This is a genomic window from Pantoea sp. MQR6 (assembly GCF_022761075.1).
Taxonomy (GTDB): Bacteria; Pseudomonadota; Gammaproteobacteria; order Enterobacterales; family Enterobacteriaceae; genus Pantoea; species Pantoea phytostimulans.
The window spans coordinates 252,613-278,852 of the sequence record NZ_JAKYXB010000005.1; the positions used below are offsets into that span (position 1 = coordinate 252,613).

27 protein-coding genes and 1 pseudogene are annotated in these 26,240 nt (G+C 50.8%); 16 read left to right on the plus strand and 12 right to left on the minus strand.

What is annotated here, in order from left to right:
• Positions 1–148 precede the first annotated feature (148 nt).
• Positions 149–847: a glutathione S-transferase C-terminal domain-containing protein gene (locus MUG06_RS18650; RefSeq protein WP_243079620.1), complete on the minus strand. Its 699-nt coding sequence runs from the start codon at positions 845–847 to the stop codon at positions 149–151.
• 165 nt (positions 848–1,012) lie between these two features.
• Between MUG06_RS18650 and MUG06_RS18655 the strand changes: the two genes are divergently transcribed.
• Positions 1,013–1,924: a LysR family transcriptional regulator gene (locus tag MUG06_RS18655; protein ID WP_243079621.1), complete on the plus strand. Its 912-nt coding sequence runs from the start codon at positions 1,013–1,015 to the stop codon at positions 1,922–1,924.
• A gap of 292 nt (positions 1,925–2,216) precedes the next feature.
• Here the strand turns inward: MUG06_RS18655 and MUG06_RS18660 are convergent, their stop codons facing one another.
• Both MUG06_RS18660 and MUG06_RS18665 read right to left on the minus strand, forming a co-directional pair.
• Positions 2,217–3,575, minus strand: a complete 1,359-nt coding sequence (locus MUG06_RS18660; protein WP_243079622.1) for an esterase-like activity of phytase family protein — start codon at positions 3,573–3,575, stop codon at positions 2,217–2,219.
• Between the two features lie 467 nt (positions 3,576–4,042).
• Complete coding sequence (locus MUG06_RS18665; RefSeq protein ID WP_243079623.1) at positions 4,043–4,789, minus strand: HNH endonuclease signature motif containing protein; 747 nt, start codon at positions 4,787–4,789, stop codon at positions 4,043–4,045.
• Positions 4,790–4,957: 168 nt separating this feature from the next.
• Between MUG06_RS18665 and MUG06_RS18670 the strand changes: the two genes are divergently transcribed.
• Complete coding sequence (locus tag MUG06_RS18670; RefSeq protein WP_243079624.1) at positions 4,958–6,241, plus strand: DUF1173 family protein; 1,284 nt, start codon at positions 4,958–4,960, stop codon at positions 6,239–6,241.
• A 451-nt stretch (positions 6,242–6,692) separates the two neighbouring features.
• Positions 6,693–6,791: pseudogene (locus MUG06_RS18675) on the plus strand (recombinase family protein); the annotation flags it as partial.
• Positions 6,792–6,952: 161 nt separating this feature from the next.
• On the opposite strand, the gene MUG06_RS18680 reads toward MUG06_RS18675, so the two are convergent.
• Positions 6,953–8,122: an MFS transporter gene (locus tag MUG06_RS18680; protein WP_243079625.1), complete on the minus strand. Its 1,170-nt coding sequence runs from the start codon at positions 8,120–8,122 to the stop codon at positions 6,953–6,955.
• Positions 8,123–8,283: 161 nt separating this feature from the next.
• Positions 8,284–9,213, minus strand: a complete 930-nt coding sequence (locus tag MUG06_RS18685; protein ID WP_243079686.1) for a LysR family transcriptional regulator — start codon at positions 9,211–9,213, stop codon at positions 8,284–8,286.
• Between the two features lie 126 nt (positions 9,214–9,339).
• Between MUG06_RS18685 and MUG06_RS18690 the strand changes: the two genes are divergently transcribed.
• The 3 genes from MUG06_RS18690 to MUG06_RS18700 all read left to right on the plus strand — a co-directional run bounded on the left by MUG06_RS18690 (position 9,340) and on the right by MUG06_RS18700 (position 11,286).
• On the plus strand, positions 9,340–9,906 hold the full coding sequence (locus MUG06_RS18690) for an NADPH-dependent FMN reductase (RefSeq protein ID WP_243079626.1): 567 nt from the start codon (positions 9,340–9,342) through the stop codon (positions 9,904–9,906).
• Between the two features lie 42 nt (positions 9,907–9,948).
• Entirely contained in the window at positions 9,949–10,473 is a 525-nt protein-coding gene (locus MUG06_RS18695) for a VOC family protein (protein WP_243079627.1), read from the plus strand.
• A gap of 273 nt (positions 10,474–10,746) precedes the next feature.
• Entirely contained in the window at positions 10,747–11,286 is a 540-nt protein-coding gene (locus MUG06_RS18700; RefSeq protein ID WP_215844913.1) for a DUF2058 domain-containing protein, read from the plus strand.
• Between the two features lie 117 nt (positions 11,287–11,403).
• On the opposite strand, the gene MUG06_RS18705 is transcribed toward MUG06_RS18700, so the two are convergent.
• On the minus strand, positions 11,404–12,102 hold the full coding sequence (locus tag MUG06_RS18705; RefSeq protein WP_243079628.1) for an RluA family pseudouridine synthase: 699 nt from the start codon (positions 12,100–12,102) through the stop codon (positions 11,404–11,406).
• A 277-nt stretch (positions 12,103–12,379) separates the two neighbouring features.
• Here MUG06_RS18705 and MUG06_RS18710 point away from each other — a divergent pair, with 277 nt between their 5' ends.
• Together MUG06_RS18710 and MUG06_RS18715 are read left to right on the plus strand one after the other, a co-directional pair.
• On the plus strand, positions 12,380–12,625 hold the full coding sequence (locus tag MUG06_RS18710) for a YmjA family protein (RefSeq protein ID WP_243079629.1): 246 nt from the start codon (positions 12,380–12,382) through the stop codon (positions 12,623–12,625).
• Between the two features lie 300 nt (positions 12,626–12,925).
• Positions 12,926–13,408 carry a cold shock domain-containing protein gene (locus tag MUG06_RS18715; protein ID WP_215844910.1) on the plus strand — a complete coding sequence of 161 codons (483 nt, stop codon included), beginning with the start codon at positions 12,926–12,928 and terminating at the stop codon, positions 13,406–13,408.
• 332 nt (positions 13,409–13,740) lie between these two features.
• Here MUG06_RS18715 and MUG06_RS18720 read toward each other — a convergent pair whose 3' ends face one another.
• On the minus strand, positions 13,741–14,091 hold the full coding sequence (locus tag MUG06_RS18720; protein ID WP_243079630.1) for a DUF3147 family protein: 351 nt from the start codon (positions 14,089–14,091) through the stop codon (positions 13,741–13,743).
• 34 nt (positions 14,092–14,125) lie between these two features.
• Positions 14,126–14,401, minus strand: a complete 276-nt coding sequence (locus MUG06_RS18725) for a metal/formaldehyde-sensitive transcriptional repressor (RefSeq protein WP_243079631.1) — start codon at positions 14,399–14,401, stop codon at positions 14,126–14,128.
• Between the two features lie 177 nt (positions 14,402–14,578).
• On the opposite strand from MUG06_RS18725, the gene MUG06_RS18730 reads away from it, so the two are divergent.
• The 3 genes from MUG06_RS18730 (at position 14,579) to chrA (ending at position 17,345) form a co-directional block, all read left to right on the plus strand.
• Positions 14,579–14,761 (plus strand): DUF1289 domain-containing protein, encoded by a 183-nt coding sequence (locus MUG06_RS18730; RefSeq protein WP_243079632.1) that lies wholly within the window; start codon positions 14,579–14,581, stop codon positions 14,759–14,761.
• Positions 14,762–15,043: 282 nt separating this feature from the next.
• A complete protein-coding gene (locus MUG06_RS18735) occupies positions 15,044–16,015 on the plus strand; it encodes a chromate resistance protein ChrB domain-containing protein (protein WP_243079687.1) in 972 nt (323 codons plus the stop codon).
• Complete coding sequence (chrA, locus tag MUG06_RS18740) at positions 15,972–17,345, plus strand: chromate efflux transporter (protein ID WP_243079633.1); 1,374 nt, start codon at positions 15,972–15,974, stop codon at positions 17,343–17,345. The genes MUG06_RS18735 and chrA overlap by 44 nt, the downstream gene beginning before the upstream one ends.
• A gap of 131 nt (positions 17,346–17,476) precedes the next feature.
• On the opposite strand, the gene MUG06_RS18745 is transcribed toward chrA, so the two are convergent.
• Entirely contained in the window at positions 17,477–18,028 is a 552-nt protein-coding gene (locus tag MUG06_RS18745) for a diguanylate cyclase (RefSeq protein ID WP_215844907.1), read from the minus strand.
• A gap of 1,042 nt (positions 18,029–19,070) precedes the next feature.
• On the opposite strand from MUG06_RS18745, the gene MUG06_RS18750 reads away from it, so the two are divergent.
• On the plus strand, positions 19,071–19,586 hold the full coding sequence (locus tag MUG06_RS18750; RefSeq protein ID WP_243079688.1) for a JAB domain-containing protein: 516 nt from the start codon (positions 19,071–19,073) through the stop codon (positions 19,584–19,586).
• A gap of 411 nt (positions 19,587–19,997) precedes the next feature.
• Here MUG06_RS18750 and MUG06_RS18755 read toward each other — a convergent pair whose 3' ends face one another.
• Both MUG06_RS18755 and MUG06_RS18760 read right to left on the minus strand, forming a co-directional pair.
• Complete coding sequence (locus tag MUG06_RS18755; RefSeq protein WP_243079634.1) at positions 19,998–20,234, minus strand: hypothetical protein; 237 nt, start codon at positions 20,232–20,234, stop codon at positions 19,998–20,000.
• 134 nt (positions 20,235–20,368) lie between these two features.
• Positions 20,369–21,358 carry a YsnF/AvaK domain-containing protein gene (locus MUG06_RS18760; RefSeq protein ID WP_243079635.1) on the minus strand — a complete coding sequence of 330 codons (990 nt, stop codon included), beginning with the start codon at positions 21,356–21,358 and terminating at the stop codon, positions 20,369–20,371.
• Between the two features lie 1,380 nt (positions 21,359–22,738).
• Between MUG06_RS18760 and MUG06_RS18765 the strand changes: the two genes are divergently transcribed.
• A complete protein-coding gene (locus tag MUG06_RS18765) occupies positions 22,739–23,296 on the plus strand; it encodes a hypothetical protein (RefSeq protein ID WP_243079636.1) in 558 nt (185 codons plus the stop codon).
• A 79-nt stretch (positions 23,297–23,375) separates the two neighbouring features.
• Here MUG06_RS18765 and MUG06_RS18770 read toward each other — a convergent pair whose 3' ends face one another.
• Complete coding sequence (locus MUG06_RS18770; protein ID WP_243079637.1) at positions 23,376–23,540, minus strand: general stress protein; 165 nt, start codon at positions 23,538–23,540, stop codon at positions 23,376–23,378.
• A 396-nt stretch (positions 23,541–23,936) separates the two neighbouring features.
• On the opposite strand from MUG06_RS18770, the gene MUG06_RS22865 reads away from it, so the two are divergent.
• The 3 genes from MUG06_RS22865 to MUG06_RS18785 all read left to right on the plus strand — a co-directional run bounded on the left by MUG06_RS22865 (position 23,937) and on the right by MUG06_RS18785 (position 26,227).
• Positions 23,937–24,392: a DUF6790 family protein gene (locus tag MUG06_RS22865; RefSeq protein WP_347568908.1), complete on the plus strand. Its 456-nt coding sequence runs from the start codon at positions 23,937–23,939 to the stop codon at positions 24,390–24,392.
• 359 nt (positions 24,393–24,751) lie between these two features.
• On the plus strand, positions 24,752–24,943 hold the full coding sequence (locus MUG06_RS18780; RefSeq protein ID WP_243079639.1) for a hypothetical protein: 192 nt from the start codon (positions 24,752–24,754) through the stop codon (positions 24,941–24,943).
• 540 nt (positions 24,944–25,483) lie between these two features.
• Entirely contained in the window at positions 25,484–26,227 is a 744-nt protein-coding gene (locus MUG06_RS18785) for a hypothetical protein (protein WP_243079640.1), read from the plus strand.
• Positions 26,228–26,240 lie beyond the last annotated feature (13 nt).

Consider the following 26,240-nt stretch of genomic DNA (forward strand, 5'->3'; position numbering starts at 1 on the left):
CGCAACGCTTTAGACGTTAGCTTTAATCTCACTGAACCGACTACCCTCGGCGGAAGCAGACTACCACGCCTGCTCGCTACCGCCTCTAAGTAGACCTCTTCTATTGCGCGAAATCCACGGTTGGATTTCGCGCGACTTTAAAGTTAGATCACGCCTTGTTATCGAGCTCAGGGATACCGCTGCTACGGTCTGCATATGCAGCCTGGAAACTTGGACGCTGCTGCCAGCGCTGCCAGTAGGCGTCCAGGAACTCGAATCGTTCGTCCAGCGGCGTAGCATTCACCGGGAACTTCGAGAACGCGATCGCGGTTGCCAGCGTGATGTCGGCGAAAGTAGGCTCGTCGCCCCCCAGCAGCCATTGGCGTCCGTCCGAAAGATGTTTGTTGACCAGTGCAGCATGGGCCAATGCTTCTTTGCGGCAATGTTCGCCCCAGGCTTCGTTCTTCGTCAGTTCGAGTTTGAAGCCGAGACCGGTATGCAGAACGTGGAAAGCCGTGACGATTCGATACAGGATGTGAACCCAGATGCGGTTATCCCACATGTTGTCAAAGCCCTGTTCCAGCGGCGTCTCCCCCATAATCTTGCGGCCGGGGTAGGACTGGTCCAAATAACGGACGACAGCTGCAGTTTCGGAGATATAGCTACCGTCAGCAAGCTCGAGGGTCGGCGTCTCACCCCAGGCATTCATCTTCAAGTGACGCCATCCACGCTGTTCGCCAACCGGCGTCATGTCGTAAATAGTCTCCTGGAACTGATCAGCGATCCCTTTTTCATGCATGAACAGGCGCAGGCGCTGTGGGTTAGGGAAAGCCGAAGGCGAAGTGAAAACGTTCAGTTTGCTGGTCATAGTGTAGCTCCTAAAAGTATGTCGAGGTGTAGGCCAAAACCGTGCACTGCTTGAGTAGCGCGGCCTTGTCGCGTTGTTGCTGTAGCAGTAGATGTACCTTAATGCGTTGTTCGTGGTTGATAAACCATGTAATAATCAATTCATTTATTACAAATGGTAATCAATATGGCAGCGGGTAATCCACTTCAGCTTGGCAGCATTGAACAGTTCTGTAGAGCAGCGGAGACCGGCAGCTTCACCAGTGCGGCTGAGATTCTCGGTTTGACGCCGGCCGCAGTCAGTCGGTCGATCAGTCGGCTCGAGCAGCGCCTCGGAGTACGTCTTTTTTTGCGGACCACCCGCGCCGTCAAGCTTACAGCTGAGGGCGAGCTCTATTGGAAAGAATGTCATCTGGCGCTTGAGCAAATCGCCGAAGCTGAGCGAGCGATCACGGGTTCACAAACCGTCCCAAGCGGACCGCTACGCATTAGCGTCAGTGCTGCTTACGGCACGTTTCGCCTTTTACCCTTAATGCCCAAGTTCACTGAGCTTTATCCGCAGATCGATATCGAGATTAGTATCTCGGACAAAATAATCGACTTTGTTGAAGAGGGCTTTGACCTGGCAATTAGGCTAGGCGTTCTGCAAGATTCGCGTCTTGTCGCCTTCAAGCTTGAGGACGCCTCGCTTGGGGTATTCGGAACGCCGACATACCTTGCAAAAAAAGGTGAACCATACCGTATTGATGACCTCAATCAACACGATTGCATCCAGTACATATCACCGAATACAGGGCGCCCGCTGCAGTGGCTGTTCACCGATGAGTCAGGTACTTCAATCGAGAAACAGATAACGAGCCGGATGCGTGTACTTAATGATGCGTTAGGGGCTGTCGCTTGGGTTAACGCGGGCGGAGGCCTTTATCAAACCTATCGCTTTGCCGTGGGAGACGCTTTAAGGCGTGGAGACCTTGTAGAGGTCCTTCAAAAATACGGAGGCCGCTCTCGCCCGTTTTCGATTCTCTACCCCCAGAATCGTCATCTATCAGCGCGAGTACGCGCATTTGTAGAGTTCTTGCGATCTGCAGTGAAATCGTAACTTACAGGATGCGCTCGATATCGAAGTCGCAGCTTTTTTAGCACGATCAGCCATTCTCTCAGCGTCTGCTGGCGGCCCAGGCTGTATAAAAACGCGAAATCACAATGTTTTCAGGGGGCGCTTTACCATTCCCTACCTCGCCGCTTCTGACTCATAGCGGACGATGTCTGGCCCGTAGCCCGCTGTGACCAGACGCCGAGGAATGATCTGTCGATGGCAAAACTGGGCTGCATCCGGCTCTTTTACAAAAAGTGATGCAATTAAGGGGCGCAGCCTGGGGTGAGGAGAGTGTTTATTTCAGCGGTGCCGCCAGCGTAACAATCCACAATTCGCTGTCCGACTCAGGTTTCTTCAGCGGCTTTACGCCGATAGTCGTTGCAACCGGCTTATCATCTACCGTAAGCGTCCCCTGTTCGGTCACCCGATAATCCTTACGCTTCTTACCTTCAACCGGATTTTGCATGACCGTTCTCACGCCGAAGTCATTGTCATTGGTGACCGCCAGCGTTTTATTGTCGATCAGCGCCAGACCTTCGGCCTTCTCCTGCTGCCAGCCGAGTTGACGTAAATCGACCACCAGCGTTTTAGCGGCGAGCTTAATGCCGCGCTGCGCCAGCGCTTTCTCGTCGTCAAACTCCGGATACTCGCCAGGCTTATCGAACGCTGCAAGCTCGGTAGCCGAGCTAAGATCCACCTTATAGATAAGATTGCGCATCGCATCGTCTTTGTCGCTGCCTTGTTCAATCAGCAGGATATGCTGATTGTCGAGCGCCACGATATCGCCAATTTTTGCGTCGCTGTTTTTAGCGTAAGCGGCGCTGTCGATAGGGTAACCATACATCGCGGTTTTCCCGGTCGCCGGATCGAAGCTCAGCAGGCGGGTAAAGCGCGCCTGCTTTTTACTTTTACCGTTGATATCCAGCGTGCTCTGCACCGCGGCGATGATACGCCCGTCCGGCATGCGGGTGAGCCCTTCAAAACCACGATTTGGCTGACGCCATTTGAGAACGTTCGGCAGACCGCCCGCGATCGATTTCTCTCCCTCTGCTGCCTGCGGCCCGTGAATTGTCAGGATCTTGCCGCGCGCATCAACGTTAATCAGGAACGGACCATACTCATCGCACAGCCAATACCCTCCTTTGCCATCCGGCGTAATACCTTCCGTATCCAGACCGCGGTTATCGCCATGCAGCACTTTCAACGTATCGCTTAGCGCGATTTCATTGGTTGATCCGATAACGCCATCCTGCAGCGGCAATCCGTTAATATTGCCCTTATCGTCATGCAACGGTCGGGCGTCCGTGGCCTCCGCTTTGCCGTTCTGCACCCGAATATTCATCAGCAGCGGGGCGAACTCTGGCGTGACGAAAATTTTTGCCTCTCTCTTACCCACATCCGGCGAGTCAGCATTAGGCCCACGATCGGTGACGGTTGCGAAGGTGAGCGCATCCCCCTGTTTGCCGGTAAACAGCAAACCGGAGCCGATCCCCACCGGTAAACCATTTGGAAACGCGCTGGCAAACGCGCCGTTGTAGCTTACGCGCGTACCTTCGGGAAAACTGACGATGTAGCGCTCGACCTGCGGCTGCGCCGCGAGCGTTGATGAAGAGAGCGCACAGCCAATAACCAGAGAAATAGCTTTCATTTTCATATTGTTAATATCCATGTAGGGAAGCTAACAGCATAAAGAACAAAAATGACAGAAAAATGAAATCTCCGGGAAACATTGGCTGCTAACAGGTTGATTTCTTCACCGTTAAGAAGGTGGATGGTGAGAGAATGAACCTGTATGTTTAGATATTATGGTCAAAATTCCAGGACAAAGGGGGTGACATTGATGCGGACACTGGCCCGTAATGCCTAAGGCAGGAAGTTCACTGAAACAGGCGTCGCCTGGCAAGGTAGCTAAAGATGTTCAGCCTGGTGGCGTCTTTTCCCTGAACCGGTAACGTCCGCTTTTTGCTCATAACTGAATTTTAACGTTACATGAACGGACATCAACCTTCTCGCCCGTAAGTCTCTCAACAGCATCAATTGCATCTGGATCACCATGCCAAGCCATGCAACTTAAACAGTCGCCACTACAATCAAAACATCCCTCACCGTTAAAAAAGAAAACTAACTGCCTGTAGCCATCACGCCGTTTTTCGTATTCCTTATTTTCACAAACGCCTGCTGTAATTCAACCGCATCATCACCGTGGTGAGCCCTGCGATGGTCATCCGGGCAAAGTACGATCAGATTAGACAGCTCATCAGGCCCCTCATCTTTTAAGGCCACAATGTGATGCACTTCCGCAAAGATTGCGCCGTTGCGCGTACGGAATCCTTTTTTCCCACAGAGCTCACACGTGCCGCTGCTTCTGACCATAGCCATCTCACGCAACTTCCTGCTTCGCTTAACCGCTGGTGATTCTTCGGAATCAGATGTGCTGTCTACCGATCCTTTCTGATCGATATACCTGGCCGGTTTGCCTCTGGTCAGTGTGATCTCACCCGTTGACGGTTCATATTCCGCACTCCATTGGACGCTGTCCAGAACTCGCAGGTTACTGTTTTTTTCTTTATGCAGGATGACCTGAACGGGAAGGTTTCGCTCGATAACGGCCTGGTAAATTCTGTCTGTCTCTTCGCCAACATGACCCTGACCACGGGATATGTACCGGGTGACATAGCTGCCTTCCGGTGCGGCAGGCGACTCCACTTTATGCATCCAGATATTCATGACAACGATATCGCCCTCAATCCATGCCCATCTCATGTTCTGGCGAGGATAGTTTGCGTGGGGCCAGTCTTGTAGTTCCATACCCGCCTCTTTAAGCAGGGCATATATTGTCGTTCCTTTCTTGAGTTCCGGTAAGCTCATGAATCCTCCTGGTGTGATTAAGTACTATCGGCAATGGATGCGCGCCTTTTACAGATAATTCAGGGGAGGGGCTCAGAAAACTGGCAGGACAGTGCTGTTTTACCTCATGTTATGACTGGTCTGTTTTATCGGAGCTGATAAGTTAGTTAAAAACGACAGGGGGCGACCGTGAAAAAGAACCGGTACCAAATTAATATTACCCGTAGTGGGGAAACGAAGTCTTACAGCGTGGGATTTCAGACAGAAGAGAAATTCGTCAGATCATGGCAATCCGTTCTGAAACAACATCACGGTCATGATCCACTCGTGCAGTGCTGCTGTCCGGGCACGGGTGACCGCAGGTTTGCAATCCGGCTGCGAAGAGAATCTGGCAGATATCATCTCAGCCGGTTCAGCAACAGTGGCATTGAGCATTTCCCGGAATGTGTCTGGTACTCATCAGCCTCGATTAGTGGACAACAAAGCTATACAGAGGGAGTAGTGGAAGAGGAGATCGATGGCACACTGAGAGTACAGCTTGCCGTTTCCCTTGATGGCGAGAACCCCGTTGATCGGCAACCAAGAGGAGACGGACCTCCTGGTAATCAGGCGGGGGGAAAGACACAGTCGGTTATGAAACTGCTGGGGCTGTTGAGCCTTCTTTGGACGGAGGCGGGACTTAACGTCTGGTATCCTGCAATGAAGAATAAGCGCTTCACCGGCTCGGTTCATGGCTGGCTGGAACAGGCTGCAGGCCGCGTACGTGCCGGTCGCACCCAGTTGAGCGATGTTTTGCTGATCGGTGCTCAAAACGCGACACCGCAGGCTGAGGCAAACAGCGATAAACTGGCTTCAGCGGCATCTGCAAAAAAGAGGCTTGTCGTCATTACCTCACTGGCCGGGTGGAATGAAGAACGCGAAGTTGCAAACACACACGTACCCGTCAGAGATTTTGCTGGTCTACCGAAACTTGAAACTGATGCCGGAACCTGGCAAGAAACCCTCAGACGGCATCCCTCAGAACATGCAGCCTGGAAACGAGGAGAGCGGGTTATCCTTATTGCCCTGACTGACGTACCTGTAGGCAGAGAGGCAAAGGTGCTGAGGATGGCTTTGATGTACGTCAGTTCCCGGTGGATACCACTGGATTCCTCACTGGAAGGAATTATCGAGGAAAAGCTGGCTGCTGAAGAACGAAGCTTTATGAAACCACTTCGATACGATTCCGAAGAAGATGATGTGTTTGCTGATTTTCATTTGCTGGATACTGAAACAAACCATCTGCCGATGGAAGTGTTTGGTATGGGTACGCCTGAGTATGTCATCAGGAAGAACCAGAAGATGGCGATCTATAATTCCCGCTATGGTACAGCAGGCTGGTGGCACTGGGATGCATATAACTCGCCAGATACGGCAATGATCCCTGTATTTCCACCAGCCAAAATACGTAAACATAAGGCTCTTCAGAAGTAGTCAGTCGATACAAGGCCTGAAATGTCCGATAGCCAGAAGAGGGCAAAAGCCCTCACATTGCCCGCATTCTCTTATTTAATTACGGTTGTAGCCGACCAGGCGGCTTAAAAGAACTTCTTTCCAGTGAGAGTTGTGCACGGCCTCTACAAGGTCCGGGTGCAGGACAGACATGAACAAAAATCAGCGTTCACAGGAGTCTGTAATGACCAGGCCGACCTTAGCCGTAACGCTGGCCGAGGAAGTCAGAAATACATTCTGTGATTTAACAGGTAAAGTTACTTTTAAATCAACCTAAAAGGGGCTGCCTGGAAAACGGAAAATATCCTACGCTAAGCCTGTTTTCTATACAGACTACTATCCACTGAGCGTAATGCGCGGTATTTAGCCTGTCCCAATTTGAGGTTTGTTCACCAGACGTAATCCCCGCTAAGGTTGATATGTAGAGACAGAACGTCTTAATACCGGGGTAAGTGCCAGCGCCATTGCACGTGAATTTAATACAATCCGACAAACCATAATCAGGATACAAGCAGGGCAGCAACAATCCTGAATACTGAAACGGCTTCAGACGCTACCGACTTTGACCGTCCGCTTTGTGTCAGGAGCGGACGTTAGTTAACCGGTTAAGTGAAGTGCGAATAATTTTTGCGTTAACTGTTATAGCCAGTGAATGATTCAGATGACTTTCTCACTGGCCAGTCAAAATACCGTCTAATTCATCTCTGCAGCGTGCCCGGTTTTATCCGTAAGACCGGACAACACCGCAAGTATCAGTGCAATGACAGACAATATAGCGCCTGCCCAATTTGGCGATTGCAGACCGAATCCCGCAGCAATCACTGCGCCACCCAGCCAGGCTCCTACGGCATTACCGAGGTTGAAAAGACCGATATTAACCGCAGCGGCCAGCGTGGGGGCACCCGCTGCCCGTGCTTTATCCATCACCAGTTTCTGGATAGGTGAAACTGTCGCAAATCCAAACGCAGCCATCAGGAAAATGCAGAGAACTGACATAACCTGGCTGTGCGCCGTAAAGTTAAATACCAGTAACACGACGGCCTGAGCAGCCAGCGTGATGTAGAGCATCGGCATAAGAGCGCGATCGGCATAACGGCCACCAAGCTGGTTTCCCGTAAACAATCCCAGTCCGAACAGCAGCATCAGCCACGCGAGGCTGCTTTCACTATATCCTGCCAGCTCCGTCATCATTGGCGCGATGTAGGTAATTGATGTAAAAAATGCCCCCGGCCCGAAAACAGTAATACCCATTGCCAGCAGCACGTTGACGTTTCTGAAGGCGTTAAACTCATGCGCAAATCTCTGGTTATGGGGTTTTGGCTGGTGCGGGATGAGCATTCCGATACTGATAACCGTAATGACCCCTATCACGGCTATGGCCATAAAGGCATCACGCCAGGAGAGGTGTTGACCTATCCAGGTACCTGCGGGTACGCCTATAAGGTTTGCTACGGTCAGCCCCATAAACATGAACGCAATGGCCCTCACGCGCTTAGACGGTGCAACCATATCTGCTGCAATAATCGAACCAAGGCCAAAGAAAGCGCCGTGCGTCATCGAGGTAATAATTCTGCCCAGTATGGCAATGCCAAGTGTCGGGGCAAACGCCGTCACCAGGTTACCTGCCACGAAGAGCAGCATCAGGAAAACCAGCATGGCTTTACGCGGGACTTTTGAACCCAGAATAATCAGGGCCGGTGCGCCGACGAAGACCCCCAGCGCATATGAGGTCGCCAGGTAGCCGGCAACGGGGATGGTGACGTTAAAATCAACGGCAATGACGGGGAGCAGCCCGGCAATGATGAATTCAGTTGTTCCGATACCGAATGCACCTATCGCCAGCGCCCATAGAGCTAATGGCATAACAAATATCCTGTAAGTAACATTATGTTTTACGTTTTAACTGCTCCGGCAGACGGGAAGGTTTCAGCCCGTAAGGCAATTAAAGCAGCGGGACGATAAGGATATAAGTTTGCTAAAAGGCGATAAACGGCCCTGGTATCTCCTCAGTGACGACAAAAAGTCTACCTAAGCGAACCGAAATAGCCTTCTCCGGCCTTTTTCAGCAGTGCGTCAACGATTAGGCGAACTCTGGGTATGAGGTGCCTTGTTCGGGGCCAGATGACGTTCAACTCAACCGGGATGGGGGCATGATCTGCCATCACGGAAATCAGGTTGCCTGCGGCGATATGGCTGTTAACCATAGACTCAGGAAACTGCGCTAGCCCCACGCCAGCCAGACAGGCCTGAATCATGGCATCTCCGTCGCTTATCTGATGTGCTGTGGGGGATATATATTTCACTTCACGCTCCCCGGCCTTTCGCAGCCGCCAGGCAAGGGGGGCGCCCCGACGGTAGCCCATAATGCAGTAGTGGCTTTTCAAATCCTCCATATCGGCAGGCAGCCCGTTCTGTTCAAGATAGGCTGGAGAGGCGCACAGGATAAGCCGCTGCCGGCTCAGCCGACGGGCGATCAGCTCATCGGTACTCTGTAGCTCTCCCAGTCGCAGAACCAGGTCAACGCCTTCCTCCACCGGGTCAATAAGACGGTCATTGAAAGTTAGCGCCAGCCGCAGGGCCGGGTAGCGGGTCATTATCTCGATTAATACCGGCATCATCAGATTCCGTCCGAAAGACGCAGGCATATCAATACGGACCGTCCCAGCGGGATTTTCCTGACGTCTGCTGAGCGTATTCTCGGCAGAGTCGAGAATTTCAAGCGCCGAGAGGCAACTGGTCAGGTAAGCCTCTCCATCACTCGTCAGGCTCAGTTTACGCGTTGATCGGTGAAAAAGACGCGTTCCCAGCCTCTCCTCAAGCCGTGCCACGCTCTTACCGACGGCTGATTTAGTAATCCCGAGTTGCTCCGCAGCCTCGGTAAAACTGCTCGATTTTGCCGTAATGACGAAGTTGGTAATTCCCCGCAGGGAATCGGCAGTAAACAAGGTAGACATAAAGTTGACTCTGTGGCGACTCAGGGTGTGTTTATCGATGTGTAATTCTATACCAGGCTTATCCCCGACAGTAAATAAAGCACCGGCAGCCGTCGGATAATTCATTTTTAACCACAGGGAACAGCTATGTCACAGGAAAAACCACTTAAATTTGTGTCTCTTCTGGGTAGCCTTCGCAAAGCATCTTTTAACGCCATTTTGGCGCGCAATCTTGCCTCACTTGCACCCACACATGTGGAGATTAGCGCACTCGGCTCTGTAGGAGAGATACCGCACTATGATGCAGACCTTCAGGCGCATGGCTTCCCCGATGCGGTGGTGGCAATGGGAAAAGCAATATCGGCAGCGGATGCGCTGATTATCGTCACGCCTGAATATAACTACTCCGTCCCGGGCGCCCTGAAAAATGCGCTGGACTGGCTTTCCCGCCTGCCGAACACCCCAGTTGCCGGCAAGCCTGTTGCCATACTGACGGCGTCACCCGGGGCGATAGGCGGTGCAAGGGCCCAGTATCACCTGCGCCAGATTCTGGTCTTTCTGGACGGAAGGGTTCTTAACAAGCCTGAAGTCATGATCGGTCAGGCCCCTTCAAGACTGGATCCCGAAAATGACAGCATAACGGATGCTGACACCCGCAGCCTGATATCAGCACAGCTCGCTGCACTTGCAAAAATGACGGCCAACCAGGGCTGATCATCCCATCACTCTTATCCGTAAACCCCTTGGGAGAAAATTATGTCTACCGAAACTATTCGCGGTATGGACCACGTTGGCATCACCGTTTCTGATATTGATGAGGCGACCCGCTTCTTCGAAGAAGCCTTTGGTGCAGAAGTTATCTATGACTCCGTTTCACAATCGGACGACGACGTGAAAGGGGAAGATACGGAAAACATCCTTAATCTGTTCCCGGGAACATGTATCACCACAGTCAGAATGATGACGCTAAAGCACGGGCCGGGGCTTGAGCTTTTTGAAATGAAAGGGCCAGAGCAGAATCAGCCTGTGCGGCCAAGCGACTACGGGTTACAGCATTTCGCCGTATACGTTGATGATATCAATGAAGCCATCAGCCTGTTTGAACGTGCCGGCGGGAAAATGTTTACCTCTCCTCAGCCGCTGATGTTTCCGACTGAGGTCGGAGACAATAACTTCTTCTGTTACGGCCGCACGCCGTGGGGCAGCGTCATTGAGCTGATATCCCTGCCAACAAGATTGCCTTATGAAGATCATACTTCTCTGCGCCGCTGGAAGCCTTGAATGTGATTGGGTGCGCCTAGGCAGGCGTATCCGTAAGGACAGAATGTCCGCTCTTTGCTCATAGCGGACAGAGAACGACTCCTTTGCTGTCTGCTTCCTGCCATAAACGGGCATTATTAACAGAGCGGTTGTCTAAGCCTGATAACAGGTCACGCCAGCGCTGTTAGACCCTTTCAAACTCAAGCCACATCGTGATAAGCGCTTGCGATCTGGTATAGCCGCAAAAATTACAGGTATAATCCCGCAAATTATTCAACTGGTTTAGAAACAAAGATGACAAAACTTACCTTACAAGAGCAGATGCTTAAAGCTGGATTAGTAACCAGCAAAAAAATGGATAAAGTCCAAAGAACAGCTAAAAAATCACGCGTTCAGGCCCGTGCGGCAAGAGAAGCGGTTGAAGAAAATAAAAAAGCACAGCTAGAACGTGACAAACAGCTAAGCGAACAACAAAAACAAGCCGCTTTATCTAAAGAATATAAAGCTCAGGTGAAGCAACTCATTGAAATGAACAGAATCGACATTTCAAAAGGGGATATTGGTTTCAACTTCACAGACGGTAATTTAATTAAAAAAATAGTTGTGGATAAGATGACGCAAGCTCAGCTGATTAGTGGGCGTCTCGCCATTGCTCGTTTGGTTGTTGATAACAGTAGCGAGAGTGAATACGCGATTATCCCCTCGAGCGTAGCCGATAAAATTGCGCAGCGAGATGCAAACAGTATTGTATTAAACAGCGCCCTCAGTCAGGAAGAGCAGGATGAAGAAGATCCCTATGCTGATTTTAAAGTGCCCGATGATCTGATGTGGTAATCAGCGGTTACAGAGGTCGGATTTTACGTTCAAGCTCATCTACTTTAGCCTCCCCGTAGGGTCTTTAGCATCACGTCGGGTGACTTTACGGCGGCATCGTCATCGATTCATTTGCATTCAGAACGGGCAGGCGTTATGGGCGTTGATCCCCTCTCCGTTGATGGGATGAACAAAATGCAACTCGCTGGCGTGCAGCATCAGCCGCGGCGTCTGTTCAGTACCGGGCAGCATACGACCACCATACAGGTCACAGCCCAAAATAGGGTGGCCCAACTGCTGGCAGTGAATGCGGAGTTGATGGGTACGCCCGGTCTCCGGGGTTAGCGTCACACGCGTTAACGGCAGAGACATCCCATTGTCCAACTCATGATAAAAGCGTTCAACGACCCGATAGCGAGAGCGAGCGGGCTTGCCGTGAATTGCGCAAATCGTCATCAGCGGGAACAGCGCAGGGTCTTTAGCAATCGCAGCGTCTATTACCCCTTCGTCATTTTCTGTGTGTCCGCAAAGCAACGCGCTGTACACCTTGGTCACACTGCGCTGGCTGAACTGCTGGCAGAGGGCGGCATTGATAGCTTTATTGCGGGCAATCACCATCAACCCGGACGTACCAAAATCAAGGCGATGAACCAGAGTGCAGCCGGGAAATATCTGTACCAGCCGATGATGCACAGAATCGAGATTTTGCGGATTTTTCCCCGAGAGGCTGAGCAGCCCGGCGGGCTTATTGATAAGCACCAGATGATCGTCTTGGTAGAGAATCTCAATCTTTTCATGGCAGGGCGGGGCAATAAAGGTATCGATAATCTTAGACATCAGGCTATCCGCATGGAAAAGGGGAGCGGATGATAACGAAATTTAAGTCGACTGACGACTCTGGCTGTTAGTCTAATAAAGCGTTTAAGAACACCCTGTCACAGTAATGACGGCGCCAGATATTTCGCGATTTACTCTGTTGGCGGTGCAAGCACAACGGTGTTAATTTCACGCTGAGTTATGCATGGCGAGCAGAAAAAACAAAATCATAATGTTATTATTCAGGCCATAGGATGCAGGCAGCAATTGCCATACGTACTCACTCTGGGAATGACTTATGAACAATGAAGTACCATTAAAATACTATGACATCGTAGATGAGTATTCTACGGAAGCCGCAAAGCCGGTAAGCGATTCAGAACGCGATGCACTGGCGCGCTATTTTCAGCAGCTGATCACCCGCTTAATGAATAACGAAGAGATCAGTGAAGATACCCAGAAAGAGATAGCCGTTGAAGCGGGTATCGACGAGATGCATATTGATGATATCGCTACGTTCCTGAATCAATGGGGCAATGAGTAGCGCTTATTAGCGTCGTTTGAGAAGGGTACAAAGTGAGTGGGTTGTGTCCGCTTACCCGTTCCGACGTACGTCTAAATGGTTTCCAGCTGCGCCGAGCGCGCAGCCTTAAGGTCCCTTCACTTCTCTCTTGTCGCCTCTTCAGCGTTTCAGTTGGCGTCGCTTACGCCTTCTTCTGACTGTCTACTCGCATAGCAGAAATTTATCGTCCAGACTTAAACTGAAGACATAGTCTGAGCACGCATTGTGTTTTACACTGCGCGCTGAAAAAAATTGAGTAGATAAACGAATAAGTAGGCGGTAATGGCGATGAACGGAACGATCACAACCTGGTTTCAAGATAAAGGTTTTGGATTTATCAAAGATGAAAACGGTGATAACCGTTATTTTCATGTGATTAAGGTCGCTAACCCGGAGTTGATTAAGAAAGATGCGTCGGTGACTTTTGAACCCACCACAAATAACAAAGGCTTGTCAGCTTATGCTGTGAAAGTCGCACCGGAAAGCAAATACATCTATATCGCTGGCGAGCGCATCAAGCTCACATCAATCAAATCTTACCTGGTTTACAGCGAAGAAGTCCCTGCTGATACCCGCATTGATAAAGAAAATGCGGTACTGTCTGTGGGTTTACTGATGGGCAGTATCAGGCCGAAAACATCTGCTAAAGCGGGTGAAATGCGCTCACTGAAAAAACTGGCGATCACCACTTTTCAGGGAACGACACTCATTTTCTCGGAAGATGAGATTGACGTGGATACCACAGTGAAAATGCTCAAGGTCTGAAATACTTTGGGCTAACTTCAGGCCGAAATCCTGCGCCATTAATAAGCAGGATTTCGGCCTTGCTTACTGAGCTTAATACGTTTTCTTGCCATCAATGCGGAACCCTGCTGGTGGGTTGCAGAATAATGAAGTTTTTATCGATACGGTAAGTGATAGTTTTGCCAGTTTAGTTACATCATTCTATTAATGGTTTTGGTTAGTTAGCCTGAAATGTCTTCCTGTAAGGGCAAGTCGCACGCATGATGAAATCAGCTCACCAGACTGCGGGATTAATGCTGACTCCGTCATTGCTGAAAGTGTGAAAGGTCCGGCAGGAAAGGAGGCGAGTAAATTTACATCAGCTCAATGCCAAAGCGACGCAATATGACGGCCCAGACCGCAAACAGCAGAATCGTCATTACGCAGCATATCGCCAGGGTGAGCCAGAAACCAAAACGCTGATACAAAAATGGAAAGGCGATAAACATCGGCAGCGTTGGCACTACGTACCAGAACGTATACCAGGCGTGGTTGGCAATCTTTTCCTGCGTCTGCCCCTCAAGCTTCATCCACACCAGCACCAGGACCGTAACCAAAGGCAGGGCGGCCAGCAACCCTCCAAGCCTGTCGCTGCGTTTTGCCACTTCAGAAATCAGAACCACCATACCGGCGGTAATGGCGTATTTTATTATGATCCAGAGCATTTGTTCTCCTTTCTGCGGTAATCCGGCTTATCGGTTATTTCATATAGGCGCGGATAACCGCCACGATGTCTTCAAGGTCGTTTTCTCGATCTTCCGGCGTGGCGGATTCACTCATCAGGTGTTCCCGAATATGGCCTTCCAGCAACTCACTCATCAGCCCGTTGATGGCTCCCCGGACAGCAGCCACCTGCTGCAACACCTTCAGGCATTCCGTGCCTGATTCCAGTGCTTTTTCAAGCGATTCTGTCTGACCTTTAATGCGTTTAACGCGCAACAGCAATTTTTTCTGGTCTTTCAGCGTATGCGACAAAGGTGCCTCCATGTTGTTATGTAGTATACTGGGGTATAGTATATATAAAGGTTAACGTTATGGCATGCTTAAGTCGTAGTGAGATACTTTCTGGATAATGTCCCGGTTCACATTTTGGCTGGCATTCATGCCGGAATCCCCCGGAAGGGGTTTTGATATCTTTAATGAGGAGTTCTTATGGCCGCTAAATCACCCTGCACAGACATATGTGCTTTCGATAATGCCAAAGGATGGTGCCGGGGCTGCGGACGTACGCTGAAGGAAACGCGGGAGTGGCGTAAACTTTCACCTTACCACCGCAAGGAAATTGAGCGCGTTCTACCGGCTCGCCTCAAAATCGTGCGTATTGAAACAGAATAAAGTCACCGGCTCCGGCTGTACCGTGTTGCCATAATGACACCGGATGCCAGGTAATCTTTGTTTTTGCTTTCTTTCTGCGGAGCCACTGCTGGCCGGAAGCATGCGGGTGGCATAGCGATTATGGCGTAACGCAGTTTTATCATCCTCCTCATTGGGTTCCCTTTCTGAAACAAAAACCAGCCTGTTTCCTGAGTTTTCGAATGACACAGGAAGCGGCCTAATCCTAGAATCAATAAATTTGTAGCGTTTATTATTTTTTGTAGTAATTTCTACATAATGAAAATACACATTCTTGTACTGACGCTCTCGACAGAGCAGGCCACGCTGCGCATGCGCGTATGGCGATCGCTGAAAAATGTAGGTGCAGCCGTGCTGCGCGACGGCGTATACCTGCTTCCTGACGTTGAAGAGGGTTATGCGACTTTCGTCCAGACAAGTCAGGAGATACGCGACGAAGGTGGCTCAGCGTACGTGTTTACCGCAGATTCTGCAGAAGAAGATGCACTTCGTCCGCTGTTTGACCGCTCAGAACAGTACGGCGCGTTTCTGCAGAACCTGACGGCCTGCAGAAACGGACTGACCAGCGATACCGCAGCCAGCCAGCTTAAGCCGCTCAGGAAATTGCGCCGCGAGTTTGACAAGCTGAGCGCCATTGACTTTTTTCCCAGCGAAGCGCAGAGACAGGCCAGAGCCGCTCTTGCTGAATGTGAACTGCATATAAACTGGCTGATTTCTCCTGACGAGCCGCATGCCCGGCAAGGAGATCTGACCCGACTCTATAAAGAAGATTTTCGCCGCCAGGTGTGGGCGACGCGTAAGCGGCCTTGGGTTGATAGGCTGGCCAGCGCCTGGCTTATCCGTCGATTCATTGATGACGAAGCCCGGTTTCTGTGGCTTGAAAATGCAAATGCCTGTCCGCCCGACGCCATTGGGTTTGATTTTGACGGCGCGCTTTTCAGTCACATAGACATGCGGGTGACTTTTGAAGTACTCGTCACCCGCTTCGGTCTTGAGCAGGAGGCACTGAATGCCTTCGGGCAGCTGGTGCACTATCTCGATGTGGGTGGTATTCAGCCCGCTGAGGCAGTAGGCGTCGAAAGCATCTTGGCAGGATTACGCCAAAATATAACGGATGATGACGAACTGCTGTCAGCAGCCTGCCTGGTGTTTGACGGTCTGTTGAACTCTTGTGAAAAAAGGTGCGGTAATCATGAACAAAGTATCATCCGTCGCTCTACCGGAGACAGAAAGTAAAATCTCTCCGGTCACTTTACGTGAAGCTTTTCTGTTCTGGCTGAAGCTGGGCTTTATCAGCTTTGGCGGACCTGCTGGGCAGATTTCCATTATGCATCAGGAATTGGTCGAAAATCGGCGCTGGATATCCGAACGGCGTTTTCTGCATGCGCTTAACTTCTGTATGGTGTTGCCTGGCCCGGAGGTGCAGCAGCTTGCAACCTATATTGGCTGGCTGATGCATAAAACGTGGGGCGGCGTGCTGGCAGGACTGCTGTTCATACTCCCCTCGCTGCTGCTTCTCATTGCGCTTTCGTGGATCTACATTGCCTGGGGAGATGTAGCCGTAGTGGCCGGCATATTTTATGGTATCAAACCTGCCGTGGCGGCCATTGTGCTTCAGGCCGCACACCGCATCGGCTCCCGCGCACTGAAAAATGGCACACACTGGGCCATCGCGGCGGCGGCATTTATCGCCGTCTTTGCCCTCAACGTATCGTTCCCGCTGATTGTCATTTTTGCAGCCGTAGCCGGATTCATTGGTGGGCGCATGGCACCGGAAAATTTTACGGGCGGTAACGAGCACAAGGTGCAGGATAAGAGATATGGTGCTGCCGTTATTGACGACAACACACCGCTTTCGGCCCATGCCGTTTTCAGCTGGCTGCGTATGGCAAAAGTTATCGCTGCCGGTGCAGTGCTCTGGTTCATTCCGATGGTATCGCTGGTTGTCCTGCTGGGATGGGACCATCCGGTTACGCAGATGAGCTGGTTCTTCACTAAAGCCGCGCTTCTGACCTTCGGCGGTGCCTATGCGGTACTTCCTTATGTTTATCAGGGCGCGGTTACACATTTTAGCTGGCTGACGCCGGGACAGATGATGGACGGTCTGGCGCTGGGCGAGACCACGCCTGGACCGCTGATTATGGTCGTAACCTTTGTCGGCTTTGTAGGCGGTTACACGAAAGCCGTGTTCGGCCCGGATACACTATTCATTGGAGGCGCGGTAGCTGCCTGTTTGGTGACATGGTTTACCTTCCTACCCTCGTTTATTTTCATCCTTGCTGGCGGCCCTTTTATTGAAACAACGCACAATAAAATTGGCTTCACTGCCCCATTGACGGCGATTACCGCCGCTGTAGTGGGAGTTATTCTTAACCTGGCATTATTTTTTATCTGGCACATCATCTGGCCCGCAGGCGCAGAAGGCGGCATTGATGTCTGGGCAGCTGTTATTGCTGTTGCTTCCGCCGTGGCGCTTTTCCGTTATAAGTGGAAAGTCACTCATGTCATTGCTGCTGCAGCAATGATGGGGCTTGCGGTGCATCTGTTCGGCTTTTCACCGGTGTGATATTCGTATGGCCATTGCTGAATTGCGTCTGTCAACAACATGAAATCGGCGTAATAAATTACAGTCTGTAAAAGAGGAAACCCTGAATCGCCCATAAAGGTATTTTGCTCTCCTGTTTAACCTGCACCTTATCAGCCTTTCCTGGCTTTTCTTCCACGCCAATATTCCTCAAGATAAGGCAGCACTTCCAGGAGAAAAATCCCCGTAAGGACGGCGACAATATAACCGGTCGGCAAAGGGTCTGCTCTCTGTTTCAGTTCAAACCGGGCAGGTTCTTCCCCGAAACCAAACAACGCCAGAAACTGCGGCCAGTGCCGGGAGATGACCAGCAGTAGGGCCATAAGGGGAACCATTTCAAGGAAACTGTGAACATGTTGCTCAACCGGGGAAACTCGCCTTGCGGTCACTGCATAACTGACATCCCATAAGGCGGTGGCCTCATGACAAAAGAACAACACAATCATGAACGCAATAACCAACGCGTTAACGTCTAGAAAGAGGGCTGAAAGTAAAGGCAAGCCCATCTCTAAAAACATCAAGATATGAATGTAAGTTTCTTTAAGTCCAGTAGTCGTTTCTATATCCGTTGCCCTGTGGCAAAGCCAGTCGGCAAATCCGGCAATAAGCCATACAGGCAGAACGAAATACAGCAGCAGCAGCATCTGTGGGTCGGAATGATACATCACATTTTTCCTGCATATCGTAAGGAGGTAAAGCATAGCCATTGCAGGCTATGTCCAAGAAATTTGGAACACGCTATTTACCGTTTCTTCATCAATAAATAGAAAGCGCTCTACTCTGACCCGGCCTTAAACAACCTGACGCCGTGTCATACTCAGCTTTGCTTCTGCGAGGCTGACCGTCATTTCATCCTCTTTATAAGGAAGCTTGTCTGAGCGTTGATTTTTATGCGTGCCCATTCACCTGCATGACCAACTGACATGAATAGCTTTGTTTACCCAAAGCTTAAATGCATTTAACTGACTCATCCACTAACCTTGGCACCGAAAAAGAGAATCGCACGGCATGCACGCAAACTGGCAAGGTAGGATGAACTACGGTTTCAGGCCGCTGGCAAGAGATAGGTATCTCAACGCAGTTTTCTTCCGGTTACCGCGTTTTCCTACACCGTTCAGAAAGAGACAGAAGCTACTGCTTTCGCTTTCCCTCTCCGGGACGCTGTCTCACGGTTTCCTCTCTTTGCTTTCTGCTGCTGGTATTCCTGCAGGTCAGCAAAGGTCAAATGCTTTAACACCCTGATGGTCTCCTCCGGCACCCCGGCTTTGCCAGGTCCTCAGCCCGACTGCGCTAACTGGCAAAGCCGGTAAGCACCGCCGGACCGCAAAAAATGCGTTCCGGGCCTTGCTGCAGGGGTCTGATGGCTAACCGCCACCCCTGCAGCTGGCCTGCACCAGCGCCTTGACCACGCCGGATAGCTCCGTCGTCTGTAGCCTCACGCTCCGGTGTGCGGGTGCGTTCCTACTCATCTATGTTCCCGGTGTTGATGTCCTGGTCCGTCCGGCGCGGAGGTTTTTTCAGTAGCAGCGTCATTCGTTCAGCTCAAGGGTGAAATGCACGCTGCGCGCCCCTGTGCTGAACGAATGACGCTGCTGACCAGCCCTTAACCGCGACGAATTCACCGAAACATCACAACCACCTGAGAGGAGAACCAGCATGAACACACAGAACGTCAACAGCACCGCTTCAGAATATACCGAATCATCAATGGAGGCTGTCGGCGATAACGTCCGCTTCTTCAGTACACTTCATTTTCGTGATGCGCAGGGCAATTTTATTATGGCATCAAACGTGCAGATCCTCGCTGAGGCGGTGCGCGCCATCGACTATCGCTATCCTCGTGGCACCACCTTCAGCTCATCTGAGGTTTCTGAGGAGTATTTTCGGGCAAAACTCACCGGACGTGAGCGCGAGATTTTTGCGGTGGCGTTCCTGAATAATCAGTATCAGCTGCTGGCTTACGATGAAATGTTCAGTGGGTCACTTAATATCGTCAATATTCATCCGCGCGAAATCGTGCGTGAGGCGCTGCGGCTGAATGCCGCCGCGGTGATACTGAGCCATAACCACCCTTCATTTACGACGGAGCCGTCACGCGCTGACAAAGAAATTACGATCCGCATAAGTCATGCACTTAACCTGGTAGAAGTGAGGTTACTCGATCATATCGTGGTGGCGGGTAACGAAACGGTATCAATGGTGGGATTGGGGATTAACCAGTAAGCCGCTGTGAAAAAGTAAGCCAGGCGGGGGCGACTCTGCCTGCTTCAGGCGAGCGGCCCTGCGGGCCGGGAAGGACCGGTGCTGATGCACCGGTCATCTCCCTCCGCCTGTACTTTCTCTCTCCGGAGCGCTGTCTTATGGTTTTCTCTTGCTGCTTACCGTGGCTATGTCGCGGTTCCGGGTTTGTCTTCTCTGAGGTTAACAGCTTTAAGAACCTGGTGACCATTCTCCGGCTCCCCCGGTGTTGCCGGGTCGTTAGCCCGACGGCGCTAACCGGCAGAGCCGGGAAGCGCCGTCGAACCCCTGCAGGTGTCGGGCCTTGCGGCTGGGGTCTGATGGCAACGGCAAGGCCAGTTCCTGCAGCTGACTGCGCCAGCTGACCTCAAACGATGTTGAAAAAAGCTAAAATGGTCAGCGTTCTGACACCAAATTAAGTGGGGTTTTCAGTTGTGGTTGAGGAGAGGGCACAGTTCTCTGTGAGCCAAAAACAGATATATTGCCTTCGCGCGGACTGTATAATCTTCCGGTAATCTGGAGCGATTTAGGCAGGAAAACTTCATTTATATCCTCAGGCAAAAGCAGGGCTGACAAATAATCACTATGACCAGTTTCAGTCACTTTCAGGTTTGTAATATCCGCACCTGCCATAAAGCTGTCATTGAGCAGGTTTTCAGGGGCCGCTGTGAGCGGAAAGCACGCACAGAAGCAGGTAATTAACAGATAAAAAAAAGCCCGCATTCCGGGATGCGGGCCTGAGCGGTGGTTATCGCCAGGGAAATAAATTACGGCTTTTTGAACTTGTCTTCGACTTTCTCTTTGGCTTCCGCAATTTTGTCACCTGCCTTGTCGGCTAAGCTTTCTTTGTGCTCCGGGCGATCTGTTCGTGCCTGGCCTGACGTGACGTCATATTCTCTGGCATTATCTGAACGGGATGCTTCCGGCAATGTCCCGGCATTATGAGCTATGTCTGAGGCCTGCGCGGTATCTGCATGATCAATATCCACTTCCTGACGGCGCACTGAGTCACTGACCGTCTCCACCCGATCGCTTTCATCTGTGCGTACCACCACTTCTTCTTTGATGTGCGCCGTTTTGTTAATGACGGGTTGTTCATGGGTTTCAGCAACTTCTACCGTTTTTTCTGACCAGTCAACGCTGTCTGGCGCGCCGGTTTCACTGAGCGGGCGACGGAAGATTTCGGCGTGCTGCTCGCGCAATGTGATATTTTCGGAAACGCGATCGGTAACGGTATAGCGGCGGACACGGGTGGAGCCCTCACTGACCAGTCGCTTACCGACTTCAAGACGTTCTTCAGCCAGACGAAGAATGTCTTCCTCGCTTTCATCACCGGTCAGTGATGTCCGTACTGCATCCGTGCCGGTCTGGTTACTTTTGCCACTCGGAGGCGAAGTAAGCTCATCATCAGTCGTGTAATCAGCCGGGGCCGCTGCGCTGCGCCCTGTAAGTTCCTCATGCGCATCCAGAATACCCAGCGCGCGCGGGGTCTCATCCTCATCGGCACGAAGCGACAGAACCACCCCGCCAGTACGCAGCGCATCTTCGTAAACTTCTTCCTGATCTTCCTCAAGGGTGTTGCCAAACAGGCGTTGCCAGAAACCGGGATGACGCGCTTCATGCCCCTCAGAACGGAGGCGTTCGCCTGAGATAATATCAATATCATCATCGCTGAAGCCGGCCTTAATCAGGTTCCGCTTCGCACCTTCTGCCAGAGTTAGGGTACTGAACATTGTTACGATTGTTTCATGAGCCATTGGTCTCTCCTGGGTGACAGTTCAGATGTGTTATATCCTGCAACGGTTGTACATACGTGCCTTTTACCGGGTCTCGCGGGCATAACCCTTTAATCGGGCTGGGGCCGGCATGCTTTTAGCATGGTCTTATGCCCGACTCGAGCGACAGAAAATATGTTCCCCTGCAAATTTTCCGGCGAAATCACTGGCATGTACACAAACAAGCCTGGCATAACCTGGAGAAACTGACAGAAAGTGCCGGGTGAAGAGGCCGTGATGAGAAAAAATGACGCAAGCCCATACGGCTCGTCATAAATTCGTAAGCAAAAGCTGGCGGTTTCTGAGAAATGACAGTGTGTTTAACAGACGGGGTAACAACACAAGATGAATCTGCCCGCGCCTGGTTTCGCGTAGCCCTACTGAATCCTGCTGCAGGAAAAGGAATAATGGCCTTTTTTAAAAGGAGTTTCATCAACACCTCGCAGACTTCTTCTGGCTCCCCGGCAGGGCAGGAGAGCCAGCCCTGCAGCGCTTACTGGCCGGAGACTGATGGCGAAGGGCTGAAACTGCGCAGCCGGAATACGCCTCGCTTGCAAACATAAACTCTTTAGCCAGAATCTACAGCTGCACAGAAAGTACGAAATGTGCACCTAAGAGAAATCCTTGTTACTTTTGCCCGCAGCTCTGTTTGCGGGCTTTTTTCTTTTTCATCCACCCGGACAAAGAGCGGCGGGCGTTATGCGAGTAATGACACGCAGTCTAGTGTCTCAGACCATCAGTATGAGAAACCGGGACTGGAAGAAAGAATCTGGTCGCTGTTTGCTGAACCTGAAGCCGCGGCGGATGAAAAGGAACAGGAAGCCATTCGTGAAGAAATCTGGTAGTAGGCTGAAGACAACAGTATTAATTAATCTGACTGGCCCGGAATAAAACTACCGTCAGGTTAAATCATTATTAAACAGACAATTAATGAACTTTACGCCGGCATGTCTGTCTACAGTTACAGAGGAGGACTCCTCTGTAACGAATTTTAGCCCGCCCTGTGCGGGTATTTTTTTGCCTGCAAGCTGTGAAAGAAATAACTACCGCATGGTTCCTCCCGACATTTCGATGAACCGGGTCGTCAGCCTTACTGTGCTGGCCGACAGAGCCGGCAAGTTCCGCCAGACCGCAAAAAGTGCGTTCCGGGTCTTATGGCTGGGATCTGATAACCAACAACCAGAGCAGAGGACTACTTGCGAATTAAAGCGAATGCTACTTATCAGTAGAGATTTTTGCATTAACTGCTCATGACGAAGGCCGTATACGTACACCGTATAAATTTTTCCGCCGTTGCGTAGTACCAGCTACTCTTTAGTCATAATGCACATTCATGATTAACTCAGTTCAGGAGTCAGCAGCATGAAAATTGCCTGCCTCGGCTGGGGCTCGCTGATCTGGAAACCCGGTCAGTTGCCTGTCGAAGGAAGCTGGTATGCGGATGGCCCGGAAGTGCCGGTTGAATTTGCCCGCGTCAGTGATGGCGGGGAAGTCGCAACTGCACTTTGTCTGAATGCCGGGCCGGTGCAGGTATTCTGGGCTTTGCTGGCCACGGCTTCACTGGATACGGCCTGCAAAGCGTTACGCGAACGTGAAGGCATACCGGAACAACGCGTGGACGGGGCAGGTATCATGCTTACCAGCCATACAGCAACCGGTCCGCTGGAAACGTGGGCGCGCAGCAAAAACATTGATGCGCTGATATGGACGGCATTGCCTGCGCGTACAGATTCAACTGAAGGGCGCGTTCCCGGCGTTGAAGAGGTAATTAACTATCTTCAGCAGCTTGAAGGTGAAAAACGCGATCACGCCCGGCGTTACATCGACCAGGTCCCCCGACAAATTAATACTGCCTATCGTCGCGCTATAGCTGATGCACTGGGGTGGCAACATCCGGACAATGCAAATGCTGCATTATAGGTGAACAGAATGAGTTATAACCCGCCTACAAAAGCCAGAGCGTACCCTGCCATAACAAAACGGCAGGGCAAACGGGTGATTACTTCCGGCGACTGACTGTGCCACCTTTTCTTCCTGCCTCTGCAGCACGATCGGGATTATGTTTGAAATTTCCCCCGCTCAGCTGACCGCCTTTCCTGCCTGCCTCAACGGCTTTTTCACGATTAACTGCAAAATTACCTGCACCACCACGGTATTCACTCATGAGAAACCTCAGCCTGTAAAGAGATGCCGGTATGTCCGACAGAATAAACGCCTCCGCTTAAGCTAAGTTCACCTGCGGCAAAACAGGGGGATATAAGAGTGGCACTACTGGCTTTTAAGATAATTCTCAACGGCTGGGTAGATTCATTATATTGGATCGTTCATCAGGAAGATGCTGCAGCGTGAATGCCTTAGCAACAAAGAAAAATCCCTTATCACCTGTATTAAGCAGAGCAAAAATTTTAAAGGCTTGTGTTTTGCCGGGCCATTAACAATCTGAGCGTCTGACTGAAGAGAGGCGCAACCAAAAACAGGGGGATATAATTCAGGTGCTTTCATTCCGGGAGAGAACGATTACGGCTGCCAGTATTATCCGCCTGGTTTAACGAATATCCCGCTGGTAGCGTTTATTCTTGCGCTACTCATATCGTTAATTCACGCCCCAAAAACAGTCAGTCGCGCTGAAAATCTTCTTTCATGGTTACTGTTGCTCTCAACAGGCTTCACGTCTCTGTGGGCGGGACTTTACCACACAGTTTTCCCACAAACTGCAGCCGCATTCATTGGCTGGCAGAGCAGTCCCTTTCAGTTCGAAATGGGGATGTCGGATATTGCGCTGGGCATAGTGGCTGTGATGTCTTTCTGGCGCACACTTGAATTTAAATTGGCCGTGGTAATGTTTGTAACTATTGAGTTTGCCGGGCTGGCTTACGGACATTTTCACCAAATCACCAGCGCCGGAGATTATCAGGCTGGCAACGTCGGGGTTTTACTGGGATTAACAATAGTTCACGTTGTGTTGTTACCGCTTCTCCTGATACTGGCCGCTAAGGACAGACGTAACACGCAGTGAGCTGCACCATTACAGATTTTATCCGGAGAGGATGATGGAAATATTATCCCGTTTTTTGACAGACACACCTTTCTGGGTTTACCTGCTGTTTCTTTACCTGATCCTGCGCGGCATTAAAGCCAGAAAACCGGGTGAGGTTACCCTGGGGAAACTGGCAATAATTCCGCTGATTTTCACCATTATGGGACTGGCTGAGATGCAGCGGCTGTACGGGTTTACGCTGGAAACCGTATCCCACTGGCTGGCCTCGCTGCTTGCGGGCACAGCAACTGGCACGCGGCTTATCAGTATAAAATCCACTCACCGTCGGCCGTGCTCGCGGAGTTATCCATCGCCCCGCCGATCTGACCGTACTCCCGGTGATGCTTTTGGCCTTCGCCAGCAAATATGCATTTGGCGTACTGCAGGCAACTGACCCGGAGCTGGCTACACGACCCTGGGTAATGGTGTCAGAGGTTCTGACTTACGGCTTCTTCGCTGGCATATTTGTTGGCAAATTCAGCCGCTACGTTCAGGCCTACCTGAATGTCCCTAAACATAACGCTAACTGAGTCAGGACTCCCTACGTATTAAAGGTGAGGGCGGGTAAAGTGTCTTATAGCTTTCATTTTGCCCCTGAAAATCCAGTGAAAGTTAAGTTATGCCGGCTCTTTTTTGAATGATCTGAGTTCATACAAAAGCGCAATGCATTCCGCGTTTCCCTTTGAATCTGATGGCAACAGCAAGGCCAGTTCCTGCTACTGACTGCGCCGGCTGGCCTCAAATGAGATCGAAGAAAAAGAAAATGGTCCGTGTTCTGATACCAAATTAAGTGGGTTCCCAGTTGCGGGTGAGGTGAGGGCACAGTCTTCTGTCAGCGAGAAGCTGAAGTTCGCAATCGTTCCCACCACAAATGGAGTAATTATTAACATCGGATTGTGTTAATGAACGGGGAACGGGTCATCACACCAACAAATAATTCCCTAATTTGACTGTAACAAAGGCCTGCTAGCGTGGAGCTCTAGGGAATGCTTAAGCTCGATTGACTGTTACATTTAACAGTTAATGGGTAAGCCGTCGCAGTTTTTAATCCGCAGAAAAGGATTATTGGGATGATTTTTACTGACGATAGCATGCTGGGGTACGGTAGTGCTCAACGGGCATTCTCAGCCGGAGACGAGATTGTTCTGGACACCCATTACCGTCGCGCTCATCTTCCTTTGGTTAATCCGTCACACCCTGACGTTATAGCCATTGATGAAGACTACTGTATGGGTACTTATACCACTAAACGCAATTCTCTTGTGCTGCCTGTCAGCGATGGGCGTCTGCGCGAGACGGCTATTTTTATCAAGATTGAAAAGGCACTGCGCAACGCATCTTTTTCCGGGAAGATAGCCTGGGATTTACTGGATAAGCGGAAAAGCCTACTACATGCGACTATAAGTAGCGGGTTGACTAATGATTGCACCGAGCATGTCACAAAAGCCCTTCAGTCATTTATAAATACTTCTCCCTATAAGAAATACAGGCTTGGCGGAATTTTCATTGGGCCGGTTAACACGGGAAGACTGTATTTAAAAGTATATCCCGAAGCAAACGGTGCGGGACACATCTTCGGGGAGATACAGTCACTGCTTGGGCTTAAGCATACGAAGTTCTTTCTTGTTGGATATTTTAACCTGACAGACCATCTCGACCAGCATGAAACGCAGGAACTTTCTACTATCCTCGGCAGCTTTCGTAATGAAACGCTTTGGGAAGATGACCTCAGGGAGTTGTGGCTCGTTTCAACGCAAGATGACTTAGTATTGAGTGGTAAAATAACAAAAAGGATTGTCAGATCTAAAAACTAGCGTTTAAGTCCTG

Bases quoted from the DNA above. Each gene is read 5' to 3' on its own strand.
- MUG06_RS18650 (WP_243079620.1), bottom strand. From the start codon at position 847: ATGACCAGCAAACTGAACGTTTTCACTTCGCCTTCGGCTTTCCCTAAC.
- MUG06_RS18655 (WP_243079621.1), top strand. From the start codon at position 1,013: ATGGCAGCGGGTAATCCACTTCAGCTTGGCAGCATTGAACAGTTCTGT.
- MUG06_RS18660 (WP_243079622.1), bottom strand. From the start codon at position 3,575: ATGAAAATGAAAGCTATTTCTCTGGTTATTGGCTGTGCGCTCTCTTCA.
- MUG06_RS18665 (WP_243079623.1), bottom strand. From the start codon at position 4,789: ATGAGCTTACCGGAACTCAAGAAAGGAACGACAATATATGCCCTGCTT.
- MUG06_RS18680 (WP_243079625.1), bottom strand. From the start codon at position 8,122: ATGCCATTAGCTCTATGGGCGCTGGCGATAGGTGCATTCGGTATCGGA.
- MUG06_RS18685 (WP_243079686.1), bottom strand. From the start codon at position 9,213: ATGTCTACCTTGTTTACTGCCGATTCCCTGCGGGGAATTACCAACTTC.
- MUG06_RS18690 (WP_243079626.1), top strand. From the start codon at position 9,340: ATGTCACAGGAAAAACCACTTAAATTTGTGTCTCTTCTGGGTAGCCTT.
- MUG06_RS18695 (WP_243079627.1), top strand. From the start codon at position 9,949: ATGTCTACCGAAACTATTCGCGGTATGGACCACGTTGGCATCACCGTT.
- MUG06_RS18700 (WP_215844913.1), top strand. From the start codon at position 10,747: ATGACAAAACTTACCTTACAAGAGCAGATGCTTAAAGCTGGATTAGTA.
- MUG06_RS18705 (WP_243079628.1), bottom strand. From the start codon at position 12,102: ATGTCTAAGATTATCGATACCTTTATTGCCCCGCCCTGCCATGAAAAG.
- MUG06_RS18710 (WP_243079629.1), top strand. From the start codon at position 12,380: ATGAACAATGAAGTACCATTAAAATACTATGACATCGTAGATGAGTAT.
- MUG06_RS18715 (WP_215844910.1), top strand. From the start codon at position 12,926: ATGGCGATGAACGGAACGATCACAACCTGGTTTCAAGATAAAGGTTTT.
- MUG06_RS18720 (WP_243079630.1), bottom strand. From the start codon at position 14,091: ATGCTCTGGATCATAATAAAATACGCCATTACCGCCGGTATGGTGGTT.
- MUG06_RS18730 (WP_243079632.1), top strand. From the start codon at position 14,579: ATGGCCGCTAAATCACCCTGCACAGACATATGTGCTTTCGATAATGCC.
- chrA (WP_243079633.1), top strand. From the start codon at position 15,972: ATGAACAAAGTATCATCCGTCGCTCTACCGGAGACAGAAAGTAAAATC.
- MUG06_RS18745 (WP_215844907.1), bottom strand. From the start codon at position 18,028: ATGTATCATTCCGACCCACAGATGCTGCTGCTGCTGTATTTCGTTCTG.
- MUG06_RS18750 (WP_243079688.1), top strand. From the start codon at position 19,071: ATGGAGGCTGTCGGCGATAACGTCCGCTTCTTCAGTACACTTCATTTT.
- MUG06_RS18755 (WP_243079634.1), bottom strand. From the start codon at position 20,234: ATGGCAGGTGCGGATATTACAAACCTGAAAGTGACTGAAACTGGTCAT.
- MUG06_RS18760 (WP_243079635.1), bottom strand. From the start codon at position 21,358: ATGGCTCATGAAACAATCGTAACAATGTTCAGTACCCTAACTCTGGCA.
- MUG06_RS18765 (WP_243079636.1), top strand. From the start codon at position 22,739: ATGAAAATTGCCTGCCTCGGCTGGGGCTCGCTGATCTGGAAACCCGGT.
- MUG06_RS18770 (WP_243079637.1), bottom strand. From the start codon at position 23,540: ATGAGTGAATACCGTGGTGGTGCAGGTAATTTTGCAGTTAATCGTGAA.
- MUG06_RS18785 (WP_243079640.1), top strand. From the start codon at position 25,484: ATGATTTTTACTGACGATAGCATGCTGGGGTACGGTAGTGCTCAACGG.